This window comes from Bifidobacterium sp. SO1 (assembly GCF_018555335.1).
Lineage (GTDB): Bacteria > Actinomycetota > Actinomycetes > Actinomycetales > Bifidobacteriaceae > Bifidobacterium > Bifidobacterium simiiventris.
Genome location: NZ_JAFEJR010000003.1, coordinates 175412 through 194651 on the forward strand (window position 1 = coordinate 175412; position 19240 = coordinate 194651).

Here is a 19240-nt window from a genome sequence, read left to right on the forward strand (position 1 = left end):
TCGGCTCAGTGAGAGCAAACCGCCACGCGACCTTGGTCATAAACGGGAACGTATCGCGCGGGCGATGAACCGCACGATCAGCACCACACCGTAGCCGAGATAGCCGGCGACGAGATACAGCACCAGAAACGACGGCACCGTATCGACCAGCGTCGTCCAGTCGATGAACCAGCCGTTGCCGATCGGCGTGCACACGCCGTTGATCGGGCATTCATCCTGATACGGTGCAGCCAACACGAATACCGCGACCGCGCCGATCAGCGTGCACGCCGCAGGGAACAGCAGCGAACGCAGCCAATCGGGAACCACTCGCTGCCTGCCGCCGTCCGGTCCGGCTTCGCCGGCGTTCGTTCCCGGGCCGGCGACCCGGCATCCGCCCGGCATCGCCGCGTCACGGCTCGCGTATGCGCCGCACGTCACCAGCAGGACCGGCGGTACCACGAAATTGATCATCAGCGCCGCGGCCATCGCCAGCTGCCCGCGTATCAGCGAGAACGCGATCACCAATCCATAGGTGATCGCCAGCGTCAGCCAGCAGCCGAACCGCACCGCGTCACGCCGCGCCCACGTGACCATCCGGCCGCTCGCGCTCGTCTCAGATGGGGCAATGAACAGTCGGCGCAATCCGTATCGGCCAATCGCAAAGCAACAGAACGCCACTGCGGCGTACGCGAGCAGCAACACCGCGCATCCGCCCAGCGCCTGCACGGCCAACTCCCCACCATGCTCGCGCATCAGCTCCAGCCAGTCGTCCCACCGGTAGTATTCGACGTAGCCGAGCATGCGCAGATGCGCCCAGCCGAAGCCAAGCGGTCCCATCAGCGCGCTGACCAACGGAAACGAGAGCGAGCCGGAACGGATCGAGCCGAGAACGAGATTCGCGACACCCAATCCGACCGGCCAGTAACCCGCCGTCATGACGGGCGTCCAAACGAAACCATCCGGAATCGGCCGGCCGTCGAGTTCGGGCAGGAACGTGGCGAGACGGGAATACGAGATCAGCAACAGAAGGACCGCGAGGGCGATGACGCCGATCCAGTGGGCGCGGTTCCACGAGCACTGTTGCGCGAAACGGCTCACGACGCCGTGTGCGGGACGCGTCGTGCGGCGGTCGGCGTTGCCGTCCGGAGGCGTGTTCGGGCCTTGCGCGGCGGGATTGGTGTGTACCGAGGTCATGATGGCCTCCTTTCCGGTCGGCTGTGACGACCGTCCAAGCCGGGCGGCGGGCCACGTCGGATAATCGACACGGTGATCGCCCACTCGCTCGGCGTGTTGTGGTGATTCCAGTATGGAACAGACGCGAGCCGTGGAATGATGGATGTCATAGCCCGTATGACGCGGCGCGACGGTGCGGCCGCGCGGGCGCGCATGATGGTGACACGGGGAGGTGCGCATGACCGGGACGTCTGGAGAGCGGTATGACCATGCTGCTGCTGACGGTGCAAACGCGCGTATTCATATCGGCATCGTCGACAACGATCCGTACGCGGTGGCCGTGCTCTCGACGATGATCGCGCGCATGGACGCGCGGTTTGACGTGGTCTGGACGTGCGAACTCGGCGCGGTCGCGATCAGCAGATGCCTGAACCGTGCGCAACGGCCGGACGTGCTCGTGACCGACATGTCGATGAACGACGTGCCCGGCACCGAGGTATGCCGGGCGATCCGCGTCAAACGCGCGGACGTGGGCGTGGTCGGCGTGACCTCGTACGCGGTCGACTCGTTTCTGGACGAGGCGACGCGCTGCGGCATGCAGGCGTTGGTCAGCAAAACCGATCTTGCCGGTATGGCCGTGGCGATCCGACGCGCCGCGCTGGGGCTGGCGACGAACGCGAATACCGGACTGCCACAGTTCCTCGACGCCGCCGAAGCGCACACCTTACTGGAGGATGCGTCGTACGACGCCGGCCGCGGGGCGCTTTCGCCCAAGGAACGGGACGTGCTGCGGCTGTACGCGGACGGGCTGACCACGCGCGAGATTGCGGATCGGCTCGGCATCGGCACGCCGACGGTTGCCACGTTCGAGCGGCGGGCGCTCGCCAAACTCGGCGCCCGCAGCCGCGCCCACGCGATCTCGATCTGCGTGCGACGGCATGTGTTCTGATCCTGCTGCCATGTCGGGCGAAAGCCCAATGAACCGGCTGTATCGATGGGGACGACCAAATGAATTTGTCATTTCGAGCGAGGCGAAGCCGAGTCGAGAAATCTTTCTTGTCGTTGTCGCGCTGGAAAGATTTCTCCGTTCGCTTCGCTCGGTCGAAATGACATATATGTGAAAGCGAGGTGACGGAGGATGACTGAGTGGCTGGAACGGTTGGACGACGCCGACCGGCGGACGGACAACGCGTGGCTGCTGACGGCGGTGCTGGTCGTGGCGCTGGTCTGCGCCGGCGAAACCCTGGGAGCCGTGACATCCGGCGTGATGCCGGCCGCGGATGCGGCGTGCACGTTCGCTGTCGTGGCGGCGACGATGCTCATGGCGTTCCGCCCGGTGACCGGCGCGTTCACGGTCACGGCGCTGTGGTCGTCCCTCAGCGTCGCCGCGGTCGACATGCCGTCGGCCATGCTGCTGTGTCTACTGGCCGCCATCGGCATCCTCGGCTACGCCTATCGTCGCACGGCCGTGGCCGTCACCATCATCGCGCTGGCCGTCTGGATGTTCACCCAAGGCGGCGTCGCATTGCCATCGGGAAATACCGGAACCGGATCGTCGTACAGCAGTAATATGGACTCGCCATCGTCAGACAGCCAGCCGGATCAATCGAATCAGTCATCATCCGGCAACGCCGACGATCCGGCGAATACAGCCACCGATCCCAATGATCACGTTCTGCTCGGCACGGTCGCGATGTCCGGCATCGCGCCGGTCGCCGTCCTGTTCGCGGGATTCCTGCTCGGCGGCATGGCCGCACGCTGGAACCATGAGCGGCACAGCGAGCGCATGGAACTCGCCTACCGCCGCCAACGCGCCCGCGCCGCGCAGGACATCCACGACTACGTGTCGAACGATCTCGCGTACCTGATCCTGCGACTGGACAAGGATATCGCCGACGGCAAATCGCCCGGCGTCGAAGAATTGCGCGAGCTGCGCGACGTGGCGTCCGGCGCGCTTGACCGCACGCATCAGGTCATCGGCGTGATCGAGGGTCGGGAAACCGGGCAGCAGGCGACAGCGGCAAACGGTCGCACCGGTGCCACCGCTCCATCCGTGGCACCATGCATCGACGATCGGCCATCCGACCATTCCGGCGCGTCGTCGTCGTTCGGAAGTCATCATGCGCGGCGATCATCCGGATTATCCGTCGTCAATCCGAACGCCGAACGCGACGACTGCCCGCTCGCCGAGCAACTGCGTACGATTGCATACGCCGGCGATCATCGGCTCAAGGAACTCGGTTTCGACGGCCAGACGATCATCACGAATGCGAACGATAGCGCCGAGCCGGACGATCTGATCGCGGGATTCCTCGAGGAACTGTACGGCAACATCGCCAAACACGCCGATCCCGCCGGCGGCTATGTGCTTACGATCGGCATCGGCCGCGACGCCGTGCAGATCGCGCTCGTGGACACGGCGCTGGATAATACGTCATCTCACGCAAGCCTGTCTCTTGGTACCGGGCTCGATAGATATCGGATGCGGGTTGATTCTCGTGGTGGCGTGTTTGATATCAATGCGCGAAACGATGAATGGACGCTGTCAGTGTTGATTCCCCTGCGGTAGCAGAAGCGTGGGGTTGCCAGCAATTTTTGTGGCCACCGTTGCTAGTGACAGAGAAGGCTCGTCTGACATACATCAGACGAGCCTTCTCTGCCACTAATGGTAAGAGATCAGCCGACGGAGCGCTGGGAGGTTTCGGCGCCGAAGAAGCCGACGATGAGCATCGAGAAGATGGCGATCACGCTGATCGACACGAAGATCGAGGTCGCGCCGAGCGCGGTGAGCATCCAGCCCACCACCATCGGCATCAACACGTTGAGCAGCTTGGCGATCGCGTTCGCGAGTCCCACGCAACGGAAGCGGACCTTGGTGGCGAACAGTTCCGGCGCGTACACGGCCACGACCGACGCCATCAGCGTGTACAGGCACATCATGAGCAGGAAGCCGACGATGATCGCGCCGGCGGTCGAGGTCTGGAACGCGTACGCCATGCCGAACACGCCGGTGAACAGGAACGCGGGCACGATCGTGCGCTTGCGGCCGATGCGGTCGATGAGCAGGGACCCGATCAGGCAGCCGACCGGGGCGCCGAGCATCATGAGCGTGGACGTGGTCAGCGACGCAGACAGGTTGATGCCGCGCTTGACGAGGATCGTCGGCACCCACGAGGTGAACGCGTACGAGCACACGTTGGTCGCGCCCACGGCCACGATCGCCACGAGCAGGCAGATGCCGAGCGAACGGCCGCCCGCGTTGCGGTTCTGCGCGGCCGCGTCGGCGGCGGTGTCGAATGCGGAAGCCGGTTCGGAACCGTTGGCCTCCATTTCCTTGACGATCGCGTCCGCCTCATCGTAGCGGCCATGCACGGCGAGCCAGCGCGGGGATTCGGGGATGTCGCGGCGCAGCCACCAGATCACGGCGGCCACCACGCCGATGCCGACGAACAGCGGGCGCCAGCTCCAGCGCGGGATGATGAACGCGCACAGCAGCATGGCGATCGGCACGCCGCAGTTGGCGACGAGTGAGACGATCGCGCACCAGTGGCCGCGGCGGTTCATCGGCGCGAACTCGTTGACCATCGCGAAACCGGTCACGATCTCGGCGCCGAGGCCGAGACCCGCGCCGAGACGGCACAGGGAAAGCACGGCCATGTTCGGAGCGAACGCGCCGAGGAACGTGAAGCCGCCGAACAGCAGCAGGTTGATCTGGTAGGCGGTGCGGCGGCCCTTGAGATCGCCGACGAAGCCGGCCAGCAGGGAGCCGATGAGCAGGCCGAGGAAGCCGGCCGACATGAACGTCGAATTCTGCTTGACGGTAGACCAGCCGGTGGCCAGCGCGCTGGACGCGACGGCGGAGCCGATGTACACGTCGATGCTGTCCATCAGCATGCCGGCCGCGACGAGCGCGACGATGCGATGGAACATCGTGGTTTCATGGGCGCGATCCACGCGCGAGATGATGTCCTGCACTTGTGCCGGATCCGCGGTTGCCTCGCTGGTGCGGGCGGCCGCGGCGGCGGAAATCTGCTGTTCTGCAGCAGTCATGATCTTCAAACCTCTACTTGGGAATCTTGGCTGGTCGATCGGCGTCCTAACGATCCCATTGTGTGGGATGCGCGGTGTGCGCGAAAACCGGCCTTGAACCCGGAACGCCCGCCTATTGTGTAGGCGAGCGTTGTCCTTGTCGATAGATTAGGTTTGTGTGCGCCGGATGCCCGGGAACGGTCACATAGTGGACGGATCAGGCGTTCTTGCCTAGAATCTCGTCGACGATCTTGGGCTTTTCCGTGAGCTGGCCGGTGAATCCGGGGCGGATATCCATATGCAGCACGAGGCTCGTGCGGTATCCCTGCTCGGCGAGCTTCTTGGCGGCCTCGCCGGCGACGTGCAGCACCTCGTCAAGATCGCCCTCGACATCGGTGAACAGCGCGTTGGTCTCCTGAGACAGACCGGATTCGCGGATCACCTGAATGGCCTGGGCCACGTACGGCGAGACCTCGGAGCCAGCGCCGGAGACGGACACCTGAATCGCGGCGACCGTGTTGAGGTAGGGCTTGCCGGTCTTCGGGTCGATGGGGACTTCCTGCTTGACGGCATTGCGATCAATAGGCATGATGGTTGCTCCTTTGTGTTCAACGGCTCGGTCCTGCAATTACGGACGCGCCGTTGGCGCGGCGGATTTTTGCCTTCGTTCGGCTTTCGCCTCGCTCAGGGCTCGCCTACAGGAAGCCCACAGGGCTTCCTGCTTAACGGCTCGCCCATGCGTGGTCCATCGGGCCGGAACCGTGGCCGAGATTGAGTTGGGCATTGAGCGCGCCGGTCAGATAGTTCTTGGCGTGCCGGATCGCGTCGGGCAGCAGCTCGCCTTTGGCGAGGTTCGCGGCGATGGCCGACGACAGCGTGCACCCGGTGCCATGCGTGTTCGGATTATCGACGCGCGTACCCGGGAACCATGTCGCGGTGCAGTCCGGTCCGACCAGCAGATCGTTCGCGTCGGTCACGCCGTGCCCGCCCTTGACGAGTACCGCGCAGCCATATCGGCCGGCCACGGTGCGGCCGGCCTGTTCCATCGCGGCATGCGCGTCATCGGCCTGTGCGAGCGGCGAGACGGCAGGGGAGAACCATTGCGCGGTGTCGAGCGCGGCGGACTGATGCTGGATCAATCCGACCAGCTCCTCGGTTTCGGGGATGTTCGGCGTGACCAGCGTCGCCAGCGGGAACAGCCGTTCGGTGAGGGCCGCGATCGCGTCATCGTCGATGAGCTTCGCGCCGGACGTGGCGACCATGACCGGGTCGAGCACGATGTTGCGCGCGTGATGCGCGGCGAGACGGTCGGCGATCGTCTCGATGATCCCGGCCGACGAGACCATGCCGATTTTGACGGCCGCCGGCGGGATGTCCGCGAACACCGCGTCGATCTGCGCGGCGACCATGCTCGCCGGCACGTTCTCGACCGCGGTGACGCCCATCGTGTTCTGCGCGGTGATCGCCGTGATCGCGGACATGCCGAACACGCCGTTGGCGAGCATGGTCTTGAGATCGGCCTGCATGCCCGCCCCGCCGGACGAATCCGACCCGGAGATCGCCAGTACGGCGGGAAGCGTGGTGGGCATGCAAGTTCCTTTCTGTTGATGGATACGGGTCACTGGGCGGTGGTGTAGAGCTTGCCGCCCTGCTCCTTGAACTTCTCGCTCATCGCGGCCATGCCCTTGGCGATCTCCTCGGCGGACTCGTTGACGATCTGCTCCTGCTGAGCGGCGTTGCCGAACTGCTTGCGGATGTTCTGCGAGATGGCCATCGAGCAGAACTTCGGGCCGCACATCGAGCAGAAGTGCGCCATCTTCGCCGGCTCGGCCGGCAGCGTGTCGTCGTGGAACGCGATCGCGGTGTCCGGATCGTAGCTCAGGTTGAACTGGTCGAGCCAACGGAACTCGAAGCGGGCCTTCGAGATCGCAAGATCACGATCCTGCGCGTGCGGGTGGTGCTTGGCGATGTCGGCCGCATGACAGGCGATCTTGTACGCGATCACGCCCTGCTTGACGTCGTCCTTGTTCGGCAGACCCAGATGTTCCTTCGGCGTCACGTAGCACAGCATGGCCGTGCCGTAGCGGGCGATCTCCACGCCGCCGATCGCGGACGTGATGTGGTCGTAACCCGGCGCGGTATCGGTCGTCAGCGGCCCCAGCGTGTAGAACGGCGCGTCGTTGCAGATCGCCTTCTCCATCTCGATGTTCATGCGCACCGTGTCGAACGGGATGTGGCCCGGGCCTTCGATCATGACCTGCACGTCCTTGGCCCACGCGCGCTTGGTCAGCTCGCCCAGCGTCATCAGCTCGGCCAGCTGCGCCGGATCGTTCGCGTCCGCAAGCGAACCCGGACGCAGGCCGTCGCCCAACGAGAACGCGACGTCGTACTTGGCGAAGATGTCGCACAGCTCGTCGAAGTGCGTGTACAGGAAGCTTTCCTGATGATGCTGCAGGCACCATTCGGCCATGATCGAACCGCCGCGCGAGACGATGCCGGTCACGCGGTTCGCGGTCAGCGGCACGAAGCGTAGCAGCACGCCCGCGTGGATGGTCATATAGTCGACGCCCTGCTCGCACTGTTCGATCACGGTGTCGCGGAACAGCTCCCAGCTCAGCTTCGACGCGTCGTCCTCGACCTTCTCCAGCGCCTGATACATCGGCACGGTGCCGATCGGGACAGGGGAGTTGCGCAGAATCCATTCGCGCGTGGTATGGATGTCGTTGCCGGTGGACAGGTCCATGACCGTGTCCGCGCCCCACTTGGTGGCCCACGTCAGCTTCTCGACCTCCTCGTCGATGGACGAGGTGACGGCCGAGTTGCCCATGTTCGCGTTGAGCTTGGTGAGGAACGCGGAACCGATGATCATCGGCTCCGCCTCGGGGTGGTTGATGTTGCACGGCATGACCGCGCGGCCAGCGGCGAGTTCGGAACGCACCAGCTCGACGTCGCAGTTCTCACGCTCGGCCACGTACTTCATCTCAGGGGTGATGATGCCGTGGCGGGCGTACCACATCTGCGTGATCGGGTGGTCCTTGGCCTTGAGCGGGTTGTGCTTGCGGCCGCGCCATTCCTTGGTGGCCTTGCCGCGCTTGATGGCGCGCTTGCCGTCGTCCGCGAGGTTGCGTTCGCGGCCCTCGTACTCCTCAACGTCGCCGCGGTCGAGGATCCAGTCGAGGCGCAGGGGCTTCAGACCCTCCTTCGGATCGCACTTGGGGCCTTCGGTGTTGTAGTCGTGGAACGGCGGGTTCGGGCCGACGCCGGGCGTGTCCGAGAGCTTAATCTCGGTGTACGGCACCTCGAGATCGTAGGAGCCGAACTGGTTTTCGAAATGCACCGACTTGGTTTTGCGGATATGCGCCTTGTCGCGCTGCTTGGAGCCGCGGGCTGCGATGTCGACGCGCTGCTGCTTGGCGAGCTTCTGCGCCTCCTTGGCCTCCTTCGCGTTGGTGAACTTCGGCTCGGCGGACTCGGCGGCTGCGCCTTCGCTGGTTTCCGGCTTGGCGATCACGCGCTTGGCGTAGCCGTGCTTCGCGTCGCCGCGCACGGCCTTCCAGCCCTCGACCATCGCGCGGGTCGCGGCCTGCGGATCGTCCGCACCGGCGATCGCGGAGACAGCGAACCAGCCGGCGGCCTTGGTGTGCGCGAGCATGTCCATGTCGGCCGCGGTCACGCCGCCGCCGACCACGACCGGGAAGTCGCAGGCCGAGCAGATCGTGTTGATCTGGTCCGCGTCGAGCGTGCGGCCGGAACCGTCATTGCCACCGACCGAAGCCTCGGGCTTGGTCGTGGAAACGTGCAGCGGACCGGCGCCGATGTAGTCGATGCAGCCGTCGGGCAGCTCGTTGATGATCTTGACGAGGCTTTCGGTCTCCGCCGACAGGCCGACGATCGCGTCGTCGCCGAGCATCGCGCGGGCCTCGCGCGGCTCCATGTCGGTCTGGCCGATGTGCACGCCGTCGACCTTGATGCCCTTGTTGCGGCACTGCCACACGACATCCACGCGGTCATCGATCACGAACGCGACCGAATCGGACTTGTCGTTGTCCTCGATGATCTGCGCGATGTCCTGGGCAAGCGAGGTGATCTCCTTGGCGTCGGCATCCTTGGCGCGCAGCTGGATGAACGTCGCGCCGCCGCGCAGCGCCTCCTCGATCACATCGGTGACCGGTCGGTCGTGCGTGTCCTGCGGGCCGACGACGAAATACGCGGACAGGTCGAACGAGTCGCGCATCGATGCGAATGGATAGTTGTTCATGTGGTTTTCCTTTTGGGTTGATTAATAGGAAAGTCTTGGTTGATGTTGGATTGGTGCTGGCGGAGCCTTGGCTCCCTCGGCTGAGGGAGCTGGCAGCCGAAGGCTGACTGAGGGAGCGTAGATGGTGTGACCTTGATCTGTTTCTGACTGCCGGAATGCCGTTACCCCGTCACGATCGCGGAACCCGCCACCTGTGCGGGCGTGAGGTTCCACAACGCATCGAGGAAGTGCGGCTGGAACGTGCCCGGGCCGTCCGACTTCGCCTCGGCGATCTCGCCGGCGCGGTTGAACAGCAGCGAGGCTGCCAGCGCGGCCGTCAGTGGTTCGGCGACCGCTAGGTACGTCGCGGTCACGCCGCCCAGCGAGCAGCCGGCACCGGTGATCTTCGCCATCAGCGCGCTGCCGCCCGGCAGGCGGTAGACCTGCTCGCCGTCGGTCACGAGATCGACCTTGCCGGACACGGCCACCGCCGCCGTGCCGTGCGGCGCGGATCGAGCGAGGAACGCCGCCAGCGTCTTCGCCGGTTCGACCGCCGCATCAACCTCGTCCACCGACTCCACGCCGGCCGGCCGGCTCGCCTCGTCGGGGGAGACCAGTCCCCACATGGTCGCCAGCGCGATGATCTCGGACGCGTTGCCGCGCACGATCGTCGGGGGAGCGGCGCGGAATGAGCGCAGGATCTCCGTGCGGGTCTTGCCGATGCCGGCCGCGACCGGGTCGAGCACCCACGGGTGGCCGGACTTGCGGAACGCGCGGGCGATCTGCGGCAGCGCATCCTTGTAGAACGGCAGCAGCGTACCGACGTTGATGTAGTCCGCGCCCGAAATCGACGCGGTGTCGATCACGTCGTCCGGCAGGAAGCTCATCGCCGCGGTGCCGCCGGCCGCGAGCTGCGCGTTCGCGACGAGGTTGATCGTCACGAAATTGGTGAACGACTGCGCCAGCGGCGTACGTTCCCTGACATCGTGCACGGCCTGTGCGATGCGCTCGCGCAGATCGGCCAGATCGGTCGGTTCGGTGGCGGTTTGATCGATGCCGGCCTGATCACAGACGGAATGGTCGATGTCGGACCGACCGGCATCTGACTGATCGGTGCCTGATTGATCGGCGCAACCGCAACAATGCGACTGCGTGTCGGTATGCGAATCTTCGCTCATATCGCTGCTCCCTACGATGGTCTTAACCAACAGGTTCTAAGGGTCAGGCTCGCGCCTCTCTCAACCCGCCGCACCGGCCGGGTTCCCCTGCATTACGCTCCCGACGCTATGCCCCAACATGGACATATCCCCGTTCTTTCGTGTCCTTCCTCTGGCGTTTCTTGCCCGCCTGTGGTATTAAGGCGCTCCTTATATCACTGTCACGCTGTGCCTATAGACTCGGGAACGCTAACTAGTCCCCAAACCGTTCAAACCAGAAGGTGCATTGTGGCTGTATCCAAACTCGATGAAGTCGTGTCCCTCGCGAAGCGTCGCGGGTTCGTGTTCCCCGCCGGAGAAATCTACGGCGGCACCCGTTCCGCGTGGGATTACGGTCCGCTCGGCGTCGCGCTGAAGGACAATATCAAGCGCGAATGGTGGCGTTCGATGGTCGTCACCCGTGGCGACGTGGTGGGCGTGGATACGTCCATCATCCTGCCGACCCCGGTGTGGGTCGCCTCTGGCCACGTGGCTGTGTTCAACGACCCGCTGGTCGAGTGCCTCAACTGCCACAAGCGCAACCGCGCCGACAAGCTGCAGGAGTCCTACGCCGAGAAACACGGCGACAAGCTGCCCGAGAACGGCATGGCCGACATCGTGTGCCCCGACTGTGGCACCCGCGGCAAGTGGACCGAACCGCGCGACTTCAACATGATGCTGCGCACGCACCTCGGCCCGGTCGAGGACGAGAACAGCCTGCACTACCTGCGCCCGGAGACCGCGCAGGGCATCTTCGTGGACTTCAAGAACGTCATGACCTCGTCTCGTTCCAAGCCGCCGTTCGGCATCGCCAACATGGGCAAGTCCTTCCGTAATGAGATCACGCCGGGCAACTTCATCTTCCGCACCCGCGAGTTCGAGCAGATGGAGATGGAGTTCTTCGTCGAGCCGGGCACCGACGAGGACTGGCACCAGTACTGGATCGACGCGCGCACCCAGTGGTACCTCGACCTCGGCGTCAAGCCGGAGAACCTGCGCCACTACGAGCATCCGAAGGACAAGCTCGCCCACTATTCGAAGCGCACCGTCGACATCGAATACAAGTTCGGCTTCCAGGGCTCTGACTGGGGCGAGCTCGAGGGCATCGCGAACCGCACCGACTTCGACCTGTCGGCGCACGCCAAGCACTCCGGCGAGGACCTGAGCTACTTCAACCAGGCCACCGGCGAGAAGTACGTGCCGTACGTCATCGAGCCGGCCGCCGGCTTGACCCGCTCCCTCATGTGCTTCCTCGTGGACGCGTACGACGTGGACGAGGCCCCGAACACCAAGGGCGGCGTCGACAAGCGCACCGTGCTGCGCCTCGACCCGCGTCTGGCCCCGATCAAGGCCGCCGTGCTGCCGCTGAGCAAGAAGCCCGAGCTGCAGACCGTCGCGCAGAACCTCGCGTCCGACCTGCGCCAGCACGAGTGGATGATCGACTACGACGAGGCCGGCGCGATCGGCCGCCGCTACCGCCGCGAGGACGAGATCGGCACCCCGCTGTGCATCACCGTCGACTTCGACACGCTCGACGACCAGGCTGTGACGATCCGCGACCGCGACACCATGAACCAGGAGCGCATCTCCCTGGACAAGGTCGCCGAGTACGTCGACGCCCGCATCGGCGAGAAGCGCACGCACGTGCCGCAAAAGCCGGTCGCGATGGGCGGCGAGGCTTGGCCGGACTCCGTGAAGATCAACGAGGCCGGCGGCCTGTACTGATCCGCTGTTCGCCGAGCGGACCTCGGCCCCCTCTGATGAGGGGGCTCCCGGCGAAGCCGGGTGGGGGAGGGAAGAAGCCATAACGCCGATCTCTCCCCCAGTCATCCTGCGGATGACAGCCCTCTCAGCAGAGGGGGCCAAGTGCGTTATTGACCTTTGTATTCGATCCGGAACCTATTCCATCAGATGAGGGACAACATATCGTGACGAACAAGGATGCTGAAACCGTGCTCACGGCGCGTGACCGCGAGCGACTCGACCCGCGCGGCGACATGGCCGCGGCTGCGGGCGACGGATCGTCGCAGCCGGCGGCCGAGCCGTCCTCGTCGGTCTCGCCGGTGACGATCGCGCCGGTCAGGCTCGGCCCGATCACCGTGCCCACTCCGGTCGTGCTCTCGCCGATGGCCGGGGTCACTAACTGGCCGTTCCGCGTGATCTGCGAGGAATATGGTCCCGACGGCCTGTACGTGGCCGAAATGATCACCGCCCGCGCGCTCGTCGCCCGCAATCCGAAGGCGCTGCGCCTGTGTCAGTTCGCGCCGAGCGAGAAGATCCGCTCGCTGCAGCTGTACGGCGTCAACCCGGCCATCGTCGAACAGGCCGCGCACATCGTCGTCGACGAGCACATGGCCGACCACGTTGACCTCAACTTCGGTTGCCCGGTGCCCAAGGTCACCCGTCGCGGCGGCGGCTCGGCCCTGCCGTGGAAGACCGACCTGTTCCGCGAGATCATCCAGCGCGTCGTCAAGGTGTGCGGCGAGGCGAACATCCCTGTCACCGCGAAGATCCGCGTCGGCATCGACCACGAGCACGAGACGTTCATGGAGGCCGGACACATTGCGCAGGAGGAGGGCTGCGCGGCAGTGACGCTGCACGCGCGCACCACCGCCGAATACTACGGCGGACACTCCGACTGGAGCCGCATCGGCGAGCTGGTCGAGGCACTCGACATCCCCGTGTTCGGCAACGGCGACATCTGGGGTGCGGACGATGCGCTCGAAATGGTGCGCGAGACCGGCTGTGCGGGTGTCGCGATCGGCCGCGGCTGCCAGGGCCGGCCGTGGCTGTTCGCCGACATCAAGCATGCGTTCGCGGGTGACGATATCCGCGTCAATCCGACGCTCGGCGAGGTCTGCGGCGTGATCGAACGTCACGCCGAGCTCCTGACTGAGTTCTACGACGGCGATGAACGCATGGCTGTGCACGACCTGCGCAAGCATATCGCCTGGTATCTCAAGGGATTCCCGGTCGGCGGCTCCACGCGCAAGGCGTTCATGGAATGCGAAAGCCTTGACGACGTGCGCCGCGAGATCGGTCGTCTCGACCCGGCGATGACGTTCCCGGAGCGTGTCAAGGACAAGCCGCGCGGCCGCGTGCGGTTCGCCAAGAAAGTGCACCTGCCGTACGGCTGGCTGGACTCGCGCGAGACGACCCACGAGCAGCGCGAGACGTTGTTCGGGGACGATCCGATGGACGCCAGCTACTGACGGGGATGGCAGCCTTGTGGTGACGTCCCCGGCGAGTATCGTGTGAGATTGCGAAAGAATGGTGTATTCCGTGCGCGAAACGCCGATACACGCTGAGAAAAGTGCCCTCTTTATCAGGGGTTCTGCGATACAGTTATGCGTAACCGTGTGAGTGACAGGAGACAATGGTGAGCGAAATCGCCCAGAACGAGCAGCTTAGCGACAAGATCAACATCAAGGTCGTCGGCGTCGGTGGTGCGGGTGGCAATGCAGTCAACCGCATGATCGCCGAAGGACTGCAGAACGTCGAATTCGTGGCGGTGAACACCGACGCGAAGGATTTGCTGCGTTCGGACGCCGATGTGAAGATCTCCCTCACCGATAACACCAGCCGTGGTCTCGGCGCGGGCGCCGATCCCGAGAAGGGCGCCAAGGCCGCGCAGGATCACCAGTCCGACATCGAGGAGTCGCTCAAGGGCGCCGACATGGTGTTCGTGACCTGCGGCGAAGGCGGCGGCACCGGCACCGGCGCCAGCCCGATCGTCGCCAAGGCCGCGCATCAGCAGGGCGCGCTCACCATCGCCGTCGTCACCCGCCCGTTCTCGTTCGAAGGTCCGCGCCGCTCTGCGTCCGCGAACCTCGGCATCGAGAACCTGCGTAAGGAAGTCGACGCGCTCATCGTTATCCCCAACGACCGTCTGCTGGAACTCGCCGACCGCAACATGAGCATCGTGGACGCGTTCAAGACCGCCGACAGCGCCCTGCTCGCCGGCGTGCAGGGCATCACCGACCTGATCGCGGCCAACTCGTACATCCACGTCGATTTCGCCGACGTCAACACCATCCTTCGTGGCGCGGGTACCGCGCTGTTCGGCATCGGTTCGGCCCGCGGGGAGGATCGTGCCACGCAGGCGGCCGAGATCGCCATCAGCTCGCCGCTGCTCGAGGAGAGCATCGAGGGTGCGCATGGCGTGCTCATCAATATCTGCGGCCCGACCGACCTGGGCATTCAGGAGGCCGCGGCGGCCGTTGAACTCGTGCGCAAGGCCATCCATCCTGAGGCGCAGATCATCTGGGGACAGTCGCTCGACGACGCGTTTGGCGACGAGGTGCGCGTCACCGTCATCGCGGCCGGTTTCGGTCCCAAGACCAAGAACGGCGATCAGGACGCGCCTTCGGCCGCGGCCCCGATCATCGTCCAGTCTGCCGCCGCGCAGCCCTCTTCCACGCCGGCCGCCGCGCAGCCCAATCAGAGCGCACCGGTTCAGCCGCAGCCCGCAGCACAGCAGTACCAGCAGCCTGCCGTCCAGCAGGCGACGCCGGTCGTCCCGTTGCAGCAGTATGCACAGCCGGCCAACTCCACCCCGCAGCACTCCTTCGACGAGACGTCGGAGCATGAAGTGGTGTCCTCCAACGACCCGGGCGATCTCGACATCCCGGATTTCCTTCGCTGAACCGATTGAGTCGAGACGCCGAGCCTGATTGAAAGGAATCCTCATGGCAGGGTTTATGAAGAACGCAATGTCCTATCTGGGCATGACGGATGTGGTGGACGACGATGATCAGTACGAAGACGAGCCGGCCGAGGACGCCACGTTCGATTCCGATCATTCCGTCACGCCGATGACTTCCGGTGCGGCGTCCGCTGCGAGCCAGTCCTCCGGCACTCAGACGACGCGTGAGTCGAATCCGTTCCAGAGCCGTGTGACGCGCATCACCACCATCCATCCGAAAACCTATGACGATGCGCAGCTCGTCGGCCGCGCCCTGCGTGACGGCGTTCCCGTGGTGCTGAACCTGACGGGGGTTCCCGAGGCGGTGGCGTATCGCATCGTCGATTTCTCGGCGGGTGTGGTGTTCGGCGTGCGCGGTTCGATCGAGCGGGTCACGCCGCGCGTTTTCCTGCTCAGCCCGGCGCAGGTCAATATCAAGGTCGAGGAACCGCAGGCCCCGGCCTCGTCTCACGACCTGTTCTCCGACTGACGCTCTGTTTCCCGGCGAACGATCAGTTCGCGTTCAGCATGCCCCCAGCCTGCCTGATAGGCTGGGGGCATGCTGTTATATCTCCTGTCGTACATCGTCAACCGCGTCATCGACGTGTATATCGCGATCCTGTTCATCCGAATGATCCTCGATTGGGTGACCGTGCTGTCGCCCCGTTGGCGGCCGACGGGCATCCTCTATTCGCTGATCGACGTGATCTATCGGCTCACCGAACCGCCGCTGCGATGGCTGAGGCGGTATATCCGGCCGATCCCGATGGGCGCCGTATATCTCGACGTGAGCTTCATCGTGCTATATTTCGCGCTGATCGTGCTGCGCATCCTGATCTGAAGGCCCGAAAGAGTGTTGAAAACCGCCCATAATGGCGTCGAACTGCCATCTTGGCGTGGGGTACGTGATAGCATCATGTGTTGATACCAACACAGCGAGGCATGACCCCAAAGCGAGGTGTAAGGATTTATGGCTTTGTTGACTCCGAAGGATATACGGGAGCATACCTTCCAGACGGTTCGATTCAAGGAAGGCTATGACGTCGACGAGGTCGACGATTTTCTGGATCAGGTGACGGAAACCGTCGAGGCGCTCGGCAAGCAGGCCGTGGCCGCCGGTGCGGCGACCCAGTCCCTGGGACCGGACGTGGCCAACCTCAACAAGAAGATCTCCGACCTGACCGCTCAGGTGCAGGGACTGCAGAAGGAGAACGCGGAGCTGAAGTCGCAGGCTGGCAACGCTGCCGGTCAGGGCGATCAGGCGGCGCAGGTCGCGCAGTCCAAGCTCGCCGAGGCTGAGGAAAGCAACCGCGCGCTCACCGCGCAGAACGAGCAGCTCAAGGGTCAGGTCGACCAGCTCAACAAGCAGATCGATCAGCTGACCGCCCAGGCCGCCAAGGCGTCCGACAACGACGCCCTCGTCGAGCAGCTCGCGACGATCCAGAAGGAACGCGACACGTTCCGCGCCAACAGCGAGGATCTGTCCCGTCAGCTCGCCTCCGCGCAGCAGCAGGTGGTGGCTGCGCAGCAGGCCGCCGCCCAGGTTCGCGAACTCACCAAGCAGCTCGAAGAGTCCAAGCAGCGTGAGAACCAGCTGCGCGAGCAGGTCTCCAAGGTCGAGCCGAGCACCGAGACCGGCAGCCTGCAGAAGATCGCCGGCGCCGCCGCCTCCGCCAACACCGAGCCGGAGCGCGCCACCGCCATGCTCACCCTCGCCATGCAGCTGCATGATCAGTACGTCGACAAGGGCAAGGCTCAGGCCAAGGAGATCACCGAGGCCAGCCAGGCGAAGTACAACGAGCTGATCACCAAGGCCAACGACTACTCCAGCCGCACCCGCTCCGAGGCCGACGAATACGGCAAGCGTACCCACGCCGATGCCGACGCCTACTCCGATCGCGTGCGCGCCGACGCCGACGGCTACTCCGTCAAGACCCGTCAGGATGCCGACCTGTACTTGAAGAACAAGCACGAGGACGGCGACGCCTACGAGGCCGAGGTTCAGCGTCGTGCTTCCGAATACGACAAGAAGAAGCGCAACGAGGCCGACGAATACAGCAAGAACACCCGTTCCGCCGCCGACGACTATGCGCAGCAGGTGCGCGACAGCCTCACCGAGCAGTCCAAGGTCATCGAGGGCAACATCCAGGGCCTCAAGCAGTTCGAAAGCGCCTACCGTACTCGTCTGACCGAGTTCCTTACCGGTCTGATGAACCAGGTGTCCGACACGAACAGCTACAACCAGACCGAGCAGTCCGGCCAGTGAGACCATAGGACGGGTATTCGGATATGACTACTCGACAGGGACGGCCGCGCACGCGCGTGGCCGTCTTTGCATGTGTGGCGCTCGTCGCGCTCGTGATCGATCAGCTCACCAAGTTCTGGGCGCAGATCGCCCTTTCGGACGGTCGAACGGTTCCGGTTGTGCCCCCGTTGCTGTCGCTGACGCTCGTGCATAATCCCGGTGCATCGCTTGGTCTCGGCTCTTCGATGACCTGGGTCATCTCGTTGCTGGCGATCATTGCCAGCATCGTATTGGTCGTATTGGGACTGCGCACCGCATCGACGCGATGGTCGGTGATGTTCGCGCTGGCGTTCGCCGGTGCGTTCGGCAACCTGATCGACCGTGTGACTTACGCCGACGGATTCCTCAACGGCAAGGTCGTGGACTTCCTCAATTACGGCTGGTCCGTGGGCAATGTAGCCGACATCTGGCTGATGATCGCCGGCATTGGCATCGTCGTACTGATCATGCTGGGAACGCCGATCGACCATGAAGACAATGCCGCGACGGCAGGCGTCGTCACCGCCGACGACGGGTCCGGCGTGGACTCGAATGCCGTTGCCGCATCATTCGGATCGGATGCGCCGGCCGGCGCTGACGGGAGGGACGCGTCGAAAGGCGGTGCCCTATGAGCCGTCTTGTCCCTGCACCCGATGCCTTGGTCGGCAAGCGGTTCGACGTGGCCGTGGCCAAAATGCTCGGCCTGTCACGCGCCAAGGCCGCGGATCTTATCGAAAACGGTCAAGCGCGTGTGCTTGGCCGCGATATCGCCAAATCCGGCACTCTGTTGGCAGGAGAGACCGTCGAATTCGATCTGGTCGAGGAACAGACGCAGCCCGAACCCGTGGCCGACGACATGGCCATCGTCTACGAGGACGACGACGTGGTCGTGGTCGACAAGCCGGTCGGCGTCGCCGCGCACGCATCGGTCGGCTGGACCGGCCCGACGGTGCTCGGCAGCCTGCTGCAACGCGGCGTGCACATCACCTCCTACGGGGCCGCGGGGCGACAAGGCATCGTGTCGAGGCTCGATGTCGGCACCTCCGGTCTGATGCTCGTATGCAAATCGGATCTCGCATACGTGGAGATGCGGCGCCAATTCGCCGAGCATGAGGTCGTCAAAACCTATCATGCGCTGGTCCAGGGCGGGCTCAAGGAAGACAAGGCCACCATCGATGCGCCGATCGGGCGGGCGAAGGTATCCGACTTCCGGTTCTGCGTCACACCGGCAGGCAAACCCGCCATCACCCATTGGGACGTGATGGAGCGTTTCGGCGGCGAGGCCACACTCGTGTCGGTCAATCTGGAAACCGGCCGTACCCACCAGATCCGTGTGCACTTCTCATCCATCGGACATCCCCTCGTCGGCGATCCGATGTACGGGGCGAATCCTGTATTATCGTCTGAGCTGGGACTTGACAGGCAATGGCTGCACGCCATGAAACTCGGATTCCGCCATCCTCGCACCCGCGTATGGACCACGGTCACATCGCAGTATCCGGCCGATCTCTCGCACGCGCTCGACCTGATGCGTCGGCGGCATGCGCAACAGGAGTGAACCGCGGCTGAGCAGTCTCAGGCCGTTGTTCCTCACAAGCGTCGGCTGCGTCTGATTCGCAGAGCCTCGGCGCCATCTCGGTATCACACCCCGAACG

Annotated in this window: 16 protein-coding genes and 1 riboswitch; of the genes, 10 read left to right on the plus strand and 6 right to left on the minus strand. The window is 64.6% G+C overall.

Features of this window, described 5'->3' with window-relative positions:
- Positions 1–36 precede the first annotated feature (36 nt).
- Positions 37–1176, minus strand: a complete 1140-nt coding sequence (locus JS541_RS04345; protein ID WP_214373260.1) for a hypothetical protein — start codon at positions 1174–1176, stop codon at positions 37–39.
- Between the two features lie 217 nt (positions 1177–1393).
- On the opposite strand from JS541_RS04345, the gene JS541_RS04350 reads away from it, so the two are divergent.
- Both JS541_RS04350 and JS541_RS04355 read left to right on the plus strand, forming a co-directional pair.
- A complete protein-coding gene (locus tag JS541_RS04350) occupies positions 1394–2104 on the plus strand; it encodes a response regulator transcription factor (RefSeq protein ID WP_214373261.1) in 711 nt (236 codons plus the stop codon).
- A gap of 189 nt (positions 2105–2293) precedes the next feature.
- Entirely contained in the window at positions 2294–3724 is a 1431-nt protein-coding gene (locus tag JS541_RS04355) for a histidine kinase (RefSeq protein WP_214373262.1), read from the plus strand.
- Positions 3725–3831: 107 nt separating this feature from the next.
- Here JS541_RS04355 and JS541_RS04360 read toward each other — a convergent pair whose 3' ends face one another.
- The 5 genes from JS541_RS04360 to JS541_RS04380 form a co-directional block, all read right to left on the minus strand.
- Complete coding sequence (locus JS541_RS04360; RefSeq protein WP_214373263.1) at positions 3832–5205, minus strand: MFS transporter; 1374 nt, start codon at positions 5203–5205, stop codon at positions 3832–3834.
- 196 nt (positions 5206–5401) lie between these two features.
- Positions 5402–5773, minus strand: coding sequence for a thiamine-binding protein (locus tag JS541_RS04365; RefSeq protein WP_214373264.1), 372 nt, complete (start codon positions 5771–5773; stop codon positions 5402–5404).
- Between the two features lie 133 nt (positions 5774–5906).
- Complete coding sequence (locus tag JS541_RS04370; protein ID WP_214373265.1) at positions 5907–6773, minus strand: bifunctional hydroxymethylpyrimidine kinase/phosphomethylpyrimidine kinase; 867 nt, start codon at positions 6771–6773, stop codon at positions 5907–5909.
- A 29-nt stretch (positions 6774–6802) separates the two neighbouring features.
- Positions 6803–9442: a phosphomethylpyrimidine synthase ThiC gene (gene thiC, locus JS541_RS04375; RefSeq protein ID WP_214373266.1), complete on the minus strand. Its 2640-nt coding sequence runs from the start codon at positions 9440–9442 to the stop codon at positions 6803–6805.
- A gap of 161 nt (positions 9443–9603) precedes the next feature.
- Complete coding sequence (locus tag JS541_RS04380; RefSeq protein ID WP_214373267.1) at positions 9604–10599, minus strand: hydroxyethylthiazole kinase; 996 nt, start codon at positions 10597–10599, stop codon at positions 9604–9606.
- Positions 10591–10698: riboswitch (TPP riboswitch) on the minus strand. (Overlaps the previous gene by 9 nt.)
- Positions 10699–10866: 168 nt before the next feature.
- On the opposite strand from JS541_RS04380, the gene JS541_RS04385 reads away from it, so the two are divergent.
- The 8 genes from JS541_RS04385 (at position 10867) to JS541_RS04420 (ending at position 19143) form a co-directional block, all read left to right on the plus strand.
- On the plus strand, positions 10867–12342 hold the full coding sequence (locus JS541_RS04385) for a glycine--tRNA ligase (RefSeq protein ID WP_163229858.1): 1476 nt from the start codon (positions 10867–10869) through the stop codon (positions 12340–12342).
- Between the two features lie 203 nt (positions 12343–12545).
- The gene (gene dusB / locus JS541_RS04390) at positions 12546–13829 is read left to right on the plus strand and encodes a tRNA dihydrouridine synthase DusB (RefSeq protein ID WP_338023548.1); all 1284 of its coding nucleotides are present in this window, start codon (positions 12546–12548) and stop codon (positions 13827–13829) included.
- Between the two features lie 164 nt (positions 13830–13993).
- Positions 13994–15262 carry a cell division protein FtsZ gene (gene ftsZ / locus JS541_RS04395; protein WP_214373268.1) on the plus strand — a complete coding sequence of 423 codons (1269 nt, stop codon included), beginning with the start codon at positions 13994–13996 and terminating at the stop codon, positions 15260–15262.
- 43 nt (positions 15263–15305) lie between these two features.
- Complete coding sequence (locus JS541_RS04400; RefSeq protein ID WP_214373269.1) at positions 15306–15791, plus strand: cell division protein SepF; 486 nt, start codon at positions 15306–15308, stop codon at positions 15789–15791.
- A 69-nt stretch (positions 15792–15860) separates the two neighbouring features.
- Positions 15861–16142, plus strand: a complete 282-nt coding sequence (locus JS541_RS04405) for a YggT family protein (protein ID WP_214373270.1) — start codon at positions 15861–15863, stop codon at positions 16140–16142.
- 129 nt (positions 16143–16271) lie between these two features.
- Positions 16272–17567 (plus strand): DivIVA domain-containing protein, encoded by a 1296-nt coding sequence (locus tag JS541_RS04410; protein WP_214373271.1) that lies wholly within the window; start codon positions 16272–16274, stop codon positions 17565–17567.
- A gap of 23 nt (positions 17568–17590) precedes the next feature.
- Positions 17591–18217, plus strand: a complete 627-nt coding sequence (locus JS541_RS04415; RefSeq protein ID WP_214373272.1) for a signal peptidase II — start codon at positions 17591–17593, stop codon at positions 18215–18217.
- A complete protein-coding gene (locus JS541_RS04420) occupies positions 18214–19143 on the plus strand; it encodes an RluA family pseudouridine synthase (RefSeq protein WP_214373273.1) in 930 nt (309 codons plus the stop codon). The genes JS541_RS04415 and JS541_RS04420 overlap by 4 nt, the downstream gene beginning before the upstream one ends.
- Positions 19144–19240: the final 97 nt, after the last annotated feature.